We start from the raw sequence: 8,305 nt of genomic DNA, 5'->3' as shown, positions 1-8,305 counted from the left end.
ACTACAATCCGGATATTGGTCGCTACCTGACACCGGACCCGGTGAAGTTGGCGGGGGGGATCAATGGGTACCAGTACGTGCCCAATCCTATAGGGTGGATTGATCCATTAGGTTTAGCTTGTGCACCTTCAGACTGCCCTCCTCCAAGTACGAGCAACAGCTGGAAACTTAATCCCGATGTCGATCTGGACTGGAGAAAACAAACCGGCGACAGCTACACGCAAATGCACAATGGTTTGGATGAGGCTTTTCGCAGAACGGGTATACCCAGGTCCGAATACAGCGTATCGAAATGGGGCAAAGACCAATATGGCAAATCATTTCCAACAGAATGGCGAGTACAAACCGGTCCCAATAGAGGAGCGGAAGTGAATATTGACGATCCTATGCTTGTGCCAAGTAAAGAAGGCCCGAAATCACCTCATATTGGCTATCAAACACCTGGAAAGAGAGGCGACGGAGGAGCCAAAAGAGGCCATATACTGCTCCAACTGGTTCCTGTCAGCCGGTCCAGAATAGGTGTCCCCTGATGAGTTATCTGGAAGACGAAATAGACGAAGCCTTTAATGCGCTGAACCTCGACGCTGGAAAGCTTGATTCGAGCGAACTCAACTTGTTGATAAGCTCTCTGACGAGAAAATTCTTCAAAGCGCAAAGCAATGTGCTTGATCCCGTCGAACTGAACGAGAAAAGCACCGAACACAACCCTGACTTTTGGAAGGAGGTGCCGCATCGCATTAGCGGGAATGGCCTGGTTCTGCTGGTATTAGATTCAGCGTACAGCGCCTGGAGAATGGAAAACGCTCGAGTGCTCGCCTCTTTGTTAGGCGAAACCACCGGATATCCGTTTTGGATAACCGATAACGAGCTGACGTTCTTAGTACACATGGACGATCATGACTGTGTCATTTGGGCATGAGCGCCACTCCGCCTAAATTGCAGACTATGAGGTCCATAGCCAGCCCCAATTCGCCACCTCGCCCACCTCAACCTAAACTCTGTTCAAGTTGTTTCAACGGACAGAGGATTCACCACCATGGGCAAACGTCACCCCAATCTCCCCGCCTGGCAATGGCGTCAGTACCCACAGAACCATCAGCACCCGACCAACCTGGCGCTGCACCTGATTGCCGTGCCGCTGTTTATCGTCGGTTTCCTGCTGATCGTGTCGGGCGTGTTCAGTCTCAGCCTGGCCAGCTTCGCGGTCGGCGTGATTGGCATTGTCGCGGGCCTGGCGTTGCAGCGTCATGGCCATAGCCTGGAGGCCCAGGCCAGTGAGCCGTTCAGCGATCGTAAAGATGCGGTGCAGCGCCTGGTGGTCGAGCAGTTCGTGACTTTCCCGCGCTTTGTGCTCAGCGGTGGCTGGTGGCGCGCCTGGCGGCAGCGGCACCACCACTGACCGGCAGGTTCAGGCGAACACCACCACAGTCTGACGGCTGAGGGCGATCAACTCGCCGGTCGGGCTCCACAAGGCAGCGGCAGCGTGGCCGTAGCCGTCGCGGGCGTGTTCGATGTTGACGTGGTACTGGCACCAGTCGAGTGTGGTCAGGTCTTGCAGTGGCTGGATGAACTCGATGGTCCAGGTCAGGGTGCTGCCCGGCGCGGGCTTTTTCAGGTGCGGCAGCAACGCCGGTGGCCAGGCGTCGACCAGGGCGAGGATGTGCGCCTCGGTCAGTGGCTCTTCTTTTACATCCCCTCGCAACCGTACCCAACCGCCCATGTCGCGGGATTTATTGCCGGTAAACGGCAGGCCACCCACACTCCAGCGCATTGCCAAGTGGCGCATGAATTCGGGGGTAACGCCCTTGATATAGGGCAGTTCCTGGCACTCATCCCAATGTTTGAAGACCGGTGGCGGCTCACTTGCCACGTCAATTTCCGAGGGGCGAGAAGCGCCAAAACTGGCCTGGACCAGGGTCGCCACTTCACCGTTCTGCACCACGCGCCCTAGCAACTGGCTGACCGCCTTGCCTTCGCGCAGCACTTCGACTTGATAGCTGGCAGGTACATCCGGCGCTACCGGGCCGACAAAGGTGATGGCCAGGGAGCGCAGCGGTCGATCCGCCGGCACCTGAGCGCGCAGCGCCTCGTATTGCAAGGCGGCGACCAGGCCACCAAAGGTAGCCCGGCCCTGGGCCCATTCGGCAGGAATGGTGACATCCAGCGGATTGCTACGGGCAGCATCGAGCAAATCACTAAAGCGCATGGCGACCTCACATCAAGAAAATCGTGGAGGAATCTTAACCATCCAATTCGGCAGGCACAGCGCCTATTCCGGCCAAAAACCGGACCGGTTTAAAAACACTCGGCGCTGAGTGTGTCCAGCACGCGGTCGGCCTTGCCTTGCGCCTTGAGCATGGTGCGCTGCCACACCGCGACACAGGGTTGCAGGTCTGGCTCGTGACCGGCCTGGGCCAGCCATTGCCAACAGTCATGCCAATCACCCAGAGCGCTCTGGGCTTTTTTCAAATGCGACAGAGCATTAGCGGGTAATTTGTCCAGCTCCGGATACGCCTCGGCGGCGTAGCGCACACGCTTGATCAGCAACCGCAGCCGGTGGCGATCATGATCGGGATTCTTCAGGGCCTCATCGAGTCTCTGCCATTGCTTGGCCAAGCGCTTCTGGATACGCGGGCGCAAGCCCTTGAGCAGTTTCTGGTGCTGGGACGCGCGGATAAACCGCGGGAATGCATCCAGGATCAGCAGCAAGTGCGCCAGTTCCGGGCTTTGCGCCACTTGGCGGTAAGCCTCGGGCTGCAGACGCAGGCGCCGATCAGCTGCCTCGTGATGCCCGTGCTGATGCAAATACGCCGCCAGCACCTCTCGGTCGCGTAGCGGCGTAGTCAGTTGGCCAACCGTGCTGGCGGCCAATTCAAGCTGTTCGACACCGGGCAGCCCGCGCAAAGGGCGCAACAGGCTGCGCAGGCGTCGCACAGTGGTGCGCAAATCATGCAAGGCTTCATCGTCAGTGACGGCGGCGAGGCGAGCCTGGCAGCTCAGTAACCCTACTTCCAGGCCAATGACCTGAGCGACTAACTGATTGACCAACGCTGACATCCTGCCCTCACTTTTCGATAAAAAATCCTGCCCGCTGCGGGGTCATCGCCCGGCGCGAGACTCACGAATGTAGAACCGCGCTTTCTCGGCCTTGTTGGAGCAGCCCTCGAACGCTTCGAATTGCTGCTGAGTCTTGGCGCCAGTCAACAGCGACAGCGCCTTGGAGTAACTGACAGTGCCGGCAAAACCTTCGGCCTTGGCCAGGTCCAGTTCTTTCCAGGCGGCGTCCAATTGCGAGCCGCAGCTGTCGCGATACGCGGTTTTCCCGGCACAGCCAGCCAAGGCCAACACGATCACAGGCACACAGATCCAGGCTTTCATTGATGACACCTCAAAATATACAAATTCAGTCGTAGCCTGTAGACGTTGCCTACAGGGAAAAGTGCCTTGTCCTTAGCCTGAAATCAGTAGTACCTATTGCCAGAGCATACCCGAGCCTGATCGCCAGCCTGGAAAAATATTGCGCGCTGTCAGCAAGGATTGAAGCAGGCCCCTTGATGGGTGCATTGTGGGCCCCTGTTTTGCGAAGGATCTGGCCATGAAGAAACGTGTTGCCTTAGTGCTGGGCTCCGGTGGGGCCAGGGGCTACGCCCATATCGGGGTGATCGAGGAAATCGAACGACGCGGCTATGACATCGCCTGTATCGCCGGCTGTTCCATGGGCGCCGTGGTGGGTGGGATCTACGCCGCCGGCAAGCTCGACGAGTACCGCAACTGGATCGAAAGCCTGGACTACCTCGACGTACTGCGCCTGGTGGATGTGAGCTTTCGTCTGGGGGCGATTCGTGGTGAAAAGGTGTTCGGGCAAATCCGCAAGATTGTCGGCGACATCAATATCGAGGAGTTGCGCATCCCCTACACCGCCGTCGCCACCGACCTCACCAACCAACAGGAGATCTGGTTCCAGGAAGGCTGCCTGCACCAGGCCATGCGCGCCTCGGCGGCGATCCCCAGCCTGTTCACCCCGGTGATGCAAGGCAACCGCATGCTGGTGGACGGCGGCCTGCTCAACCCGCTGCCCATCGTGCCGGTGGTGTCGAGCCATTGTGACTTGATCATTGCGGTCAACCTCAACGCCACCAACCAGAAGCACTATCAATTGCCGGTGATCCAGCGCCCGCCAGCGTTCAAGAGCCGCTTCAACAGCCTGGCCAAGTCACTGGGCTCGCACCTGCCGTTTCGCCGCAAGCAGGCGGAGCAGTTGATGAAACTGGAACAAGAAGCCTTGCAGGCCCAGGCCGCCGAAATCAACCCGTGGCTGGAGTCTGCCGAACCCGAAGCCCAACAACCTGCCGCGGCGCCGGAGAAAGCCGGCGCACCGAAGTCGGCGACCGGCTCGTTCATCATCGACAACGTCGGGCCTGCATCGCTGCTGGACCTTATCAACCAGAGTTTCGAGGTGATGCAAACCTCATTGGCGCAATACAAGATCGCTGGGTACCCACCGGATGTGCTGATCAACGTGCCGAAGCGGGTGTGCCGGTTTTTCGAGTTCTACAAAGCGCCGGAGTTGATTGCTTTGGGGCGGGAGATTGCCAGTGATACGTTGGATCGGTATGAGAGTGAGCAGAGTTGAGCGTGGAGGTGTTGCTGATGGCCTCATCGCGGGCAAGCCCGGCTCCCACAGGGAATGAATGCCAACTGTGGGAGCTGGCTTGCCTGCGATGGCGCCAGCGCAGGCACCAAAGGTTCAGGCACCTAGCAACCGATACCCCACCCCCGCCTCCGTCACGATAAACCGCGGCTGGGTGGGGTCATCCGCCAGCTTCTGGCGCAGGTGCCCCACCACGATCCGCAGATAGTGGCTGTCCTCGGTATGGGTTGGCCCCCAGATGTCCTTAAGCAACTGCTGCTGGGTAATCACCCGCCCCGGATGGCGGGCCAGTTGCGCCAGCACTGCGTACTCCTTGCGGGTCAGCGCCACCTCGGCACCGTCCAGCAGAACGCGGCGATAGGCCAGGTCTACGGTCAACGGGCCAAAACTCAGGGCGGCTTCCTGGGCTTCTCCGGCCGGTGCCTGGCGCAACAGCGCGCGTACACGGGCGAGAAACTCCTGGATACCGAACGGCTTGGTCACGTAGTCATTGGCGCCACCGTCGAGGGCCTCGACCTTCTGACCTTCGCTGGCCCGCACCGACAGCACCAGCACCGGCACGCTCGACCACTCGCGAAACTCGCGCAGCACCTGCTGGCCGTCCATGTCGGGCAGGCCCAGGTCGAGTACCAGCAGATCCGGTTTGCTCAAGGCCGCTTGGGCCAGGCCTTCGTTGCCGGTGCCGGCTTCGATCACCTTATAGCCTTGGGAGGCCAGGCTGATGCGCAGGAATTTGCGGATCTGGGGTTCGTCATCAATGACAAGAATCGTCGCGGTCTGGCTCATGGTGTCTCATCAAAACCCATTAAAAAATTCCCTTCCCTGTAGGAGCGAGCTTGCTCGCGAAAAACTCCTAGGCACCGCGTGCATTCAGGGCGCCATCATTATCGTTAACGACCTTCGCGAGCAAGCTCGCTCCTACAGGGTTATTCCAAGGCAGGTTGTGTCGGCAATGGAAGAAACAAGGTGATGCAGGTGCCCCGCCCGTCAATGCCATCGGCCACGCTGATATGCCCACCGTGTGCGCCGACCATGCCCTGGCAGATCGCCAAGCCGAGGCCCGTGCCCTGCCCGCCTCGATCACCGCGGGCAGCGGTGTAGAACATGTCGAAGATCTTCGCCCGCTCCTCCTCGGGAATCCCCGGTCCTTCATCCGCCACGGCAAAAAACAACTGCTCATCCTGCACCCCAGCCCGCAACTGCAAGCGGCCCTGGGGGGGCGAAAACCGTGCGGCGTTTTCCAACACGTTGACCAAGGCCTGCTCAATCAACGCCGCATGCACATACAACAAAGGCAGCTCCGGCGGCACATCGGTGCTCACCTGCAACGGCGCCAGCACGGCGCGCAGTCGCCCAAGGGCACTGCCGACAATATCGCCGGGCGACACCCAATCGCGTGCCAGTTTCAGCGCACCATGACCCAGGCGTGTCATGTCCAGCAGGTTCTGGATATAGCGGTCCAGGCGCTCGGCTTCATCACGGGTGCCTTCGAGCAATTCGCGGCGATCCTCCAGCGGGATGGCTTCACCCAGGGCCAGCAGGCTGTCGATGCTGCCGCGCATGGACGTCAATGGCGTGCGCAAATCGTGAGACACCGACGCGAGCAAAGCGCTGCGCAGTTGTTCGGTTTCGCCGTGCAGGCGCGCCGATTCCAGCTCCTGCCCCAGTTGTGCCCGCGCCAGCGCCTGGGCCAGCGGTTGGCTCAACGCGGTGAGTAAGCGACGACGTTGCCCGCTCAATTCCAGGCCAGGCTTGGCACTGACACCCAGCAACCCCAAGGGCCCCTCTTCACCCGACAGCGGCCACCACCACCAACGCCCAAACGGCAAGGTGCCGGTGCCCATGCCGGCCGGCTGATCATGCTGCCAGGCCCAATCGGCGGCAGCGCGTTCGGCTTCGGTGAGGGTCAACGGGCCACCGGTCTCGACCTTCCAGCCGCCCTGACCGTCGCGATTGACCAGGCACAGATCGAGGTCGCTCCAACCTTGCAGATGGTGGGCGGCGGCACTGATGACAGCCTGGCGGTCGGTGGCAGCGGTGAGCTTGCGCGACAGGTCGAGCAGTTCGCTGGTTTCTTCCTGGGTATCGCGCAACGCCTGCAACTGGCGGCGCTGGCGTGCGGCGAGGTTGCCGGTCAACGCCGCCATCAACAGAAAGAACAACAGGGTCAGCACGTCTTCTTCGCGCTGGATGGCGAAGGAAAAATTCGGTGGGATAAACAGAAAATCGTAAGTCAAAAACGACAGTGCTGCACACACCAGGGACGGCCCCAGGCTACTGCGCACCGCCACCAGTAGCACGGCGGCGAGAAACACCAAAGAGATGTTCGGCAGCGCCAACGCACTGGACACGGCCCAGGCCACTGCGGCAGCGGCGAGGGTCGCCACCACCGCCAAGGCGTAATCGAACCACACCAAACCGCGCACATCGGGCAGACGTGGCGGTGCGGGCATGTCATCGCTGTCGAGGACGTTGATTTCCAAGCCGCGGGCATTGCGCAACAGGCGTGCCGCCAAGCCGCCACCGAACAGGCGCCGCCGCCAGCGCATCCGCGACTGCCCCACCAGCACCAGGCTGGCGCGGCGTTCGGCGGCGTGCTGGATCAGGGTCTTGGCCACTTCCCCCGCGCGCAGCAACACCACTTCGCCGCCCAACCGCTCCGCCAATTGCTGGGCGTTTTGCAGGCGCAGGCGCGATTGCTCATCCCGCGCACGGCCGTTGTCGATGTGCACCAGGCTCCAGGGCAAATGCCGACGCTGGGCCACACGGCTGGCATGGCGCACCAGGCGTTCGGCTTGGGCATCGCCATCCACGCCGACCAGCAAACGCCCGCGCACCGCCGGCGCGGCCTGGCCGAGTTGGCGGTAGCCCTGGGCCAGGTCGTCGTCGACGTGGGCGGCGGCGGTTTGCATGGCCAGCTCGCGCAGGGCCATGAGGTTGGTCTGGGTGAAAAATGCATCGATGGCCGCACGTGCCTGTTCGGGCACATACACCTTGCCATCACGCAGGCGTTCCAGCAGCTCGCGAGACGGCAGGTCGATCAGCAGCAGTTCGTCGGCCTCTTGCAGCACCCAGTCCGGCAGGGTTTCGCGCACGTGTACGCCGGTGATGCCACGCACCTGGTCGTTGAGGCTTTCCAGGTGCTGGACGTTGACCGTGGTGAATACGTTGATGCCGGCGGCGAGCAGTTCCTGGATGTCTTGCCAGCGCTTTTCATGACGGCTGCCGGGGGCGTTGCTGTGGGCCAGTTCGTCCACCAGCACCAGCTTGGGCTTGGCGGCGAGCAGGCCGTCGAGGTCCATTTCTTCGAGCATCACGCCACGGTATTCGCTGCGCAACAACGGTTGTTGCGGCAGGCCGCTGAGCAAGGCTTCGGTTTCGGCGCGGCCGTGGGTTTCGACCACCCCGGCGATCAGGCGCACGCCCTGGCGCAGTTGGGTATGGGCGGCCTGGAGCATGGCGTAGGTCTTGCCCACACCGGGTGCAGCGCCGAGGAAGACTTTGAGCCGGCCACGGCCGTCCCGGGGCAGATCGGCTAACAGGGCATCGGCGCGGCCGGCGTCGCTCATGCTCGGGGGTTCCTTCAGGTATTTATGGAGAGTCTTCAAGGCCGCCATCGCGGGCAAGCCCGGCTCCCACAGTGGAATGCATTCC

General features: G+C 61.3%; 9 protein-coding genes. 4 read left to right on the top strand and 5 right to left on the bottom strand.

Annotated features, from left to right (window positions below; all coding sequences use genetic code 11):
• The 3 genes from E1K68_RS09025 to E1K68_RS09015 form a co-directional block, all read left to right on the top strand.
• Positions 1 to 530: polymorphic toxin type 47 domain-containing protein (locus tag E1K68_RS09025; RefSeq protein ID WP_244858787.1), on the top strand; the 530-nt coding region annotated here is incomplete at its 5' end.
• Complete coding sequence (locus E1K68_RS09020; protein WP_212613986.1) at positions 530 to 919, top strand: hypothetical protein; 390 nt, start codon at positions 530 to 532, stop codon at positions 917 to 919. The genes E1K68_RS09025 and E1K68_RS09020, both read left to right, overlap by 1 nt.
• Before the next feature lie 117 nt (positions 920 to 1,036).
• Complete coding sequence (locus E1K68_RS09015; RefSeq protein WP_003189844.1) at positions 1,037 to 1,399, top strand: Mpo1-like protein; 363 nt, start codon at positions 1,037 to 1,039, stop codon at positions 1,397 to 1,399.
• Positions 1,400 to 1,408: 9 nt separating this feature from the next.
• Here the strand turns inward: E1K68_RS09015 and E1K68_RS09010 are convergent, their stop codons facing one another.
• The 3 genes from E1K68_RS09010 to E1K68_RS09000 form a co-directional block, all read right to left on the bottom strand.
• Positions 1,409 to 2,206, bottom strand: a complete 798-nt coding sequence (locus E1K68_RS09010; protein WP_003189843.1) for a thioesterase family protein — start codon at positions 2,204 to 2,206, stop codon at positions 1,409 to 1,411.
• Between the two features lie 89 nt (positions 2,207 to 2,295).
• A complete protein-coding gene (locus E1K68_RS09005; RefSeq protein ID WP_003189841.1) occupies positions 2,296 to 3,057 on the bottom strand; it encodes a CHAD domain-containing protein in 762 nt (253 codons plus the stop codon).
• Between the two features lie 42 nt (positions 3,058 to 3,099).
• Positions 3,100 to 3,378: a hypothetical protein gene (locus E1K68_RS09000; RefSeq protein ID WP_003189839.1), complete on the bottom strand. Its 279-nt coding sequence runs from the start codon at positions 3,376 to 3,378 to the stop codon at positions 3,100 to 3,102.
• Between the two features lie 217 nt (positions 3,379 to 3,595).
• Between E1K68_RS09000 and E1K68_RS08995 the strand changes: the two genes are divergently transcribed.
• Positions 3,596 to 4,633, top strand: a complete 1,038-nt coding sequence (locus E1K68_RS08995) for a patatin-like phospholipase family protein (protein ID WP_003189836.1) — start codon at positions 3,596 to 3,598, stop codon at positions 4,631 to 4,633.
• A gap of 114 nt (positions 4,634 to 4,747) precedes the next feature.
• Here the strand turns inward: E1K68_RS08995 and E1K68_RS08990 are convergent, their stop codons facing one another.
• Positions 4,748 to 5,437, bottom strand: a complete 690-nt coding sequence (locus E1K68_RS08990) for a response regulator (RefSeq protein ID WP_003189833.1) — start codon at positions 5,435 to 5,437, stop codon at positions 4,748 to 4,750.
• 140 nt (positions 5,438 to 5,577) lie between these two features.
• The gene (locus tag E1K68_RS08985; protein WP_212614882.1) at positions 5,578 to 8,220 is read right to left on the bottom strand and encodes a sensor histidine kinase KdpD; all 2,643 of its coding nucleotides are present in this window, start codon (positions 8,218 to 8,220) and stop codon (positions 5,578 to 5,580) included.
• Positions 8,221 to 8,305: the final 85 nt, after the last annotated feature.

Origin of the sequence: Pseudomonas sp. B2021 (genome assembly GCF_018135665.1) — a bacterium.
GTDB lineage: Bacteria > Pseudomonadota > Gammaproteobacteria > Pseudomonadales > Pseudomonadaceae > Aquipseudomonas > Aquipseudomonas lactis.
The sequence above is the reverse complement of the archived record's forward strand: the minus strand, read 5'-3'. Positions and strand labels throughout refer to the sequence as shown.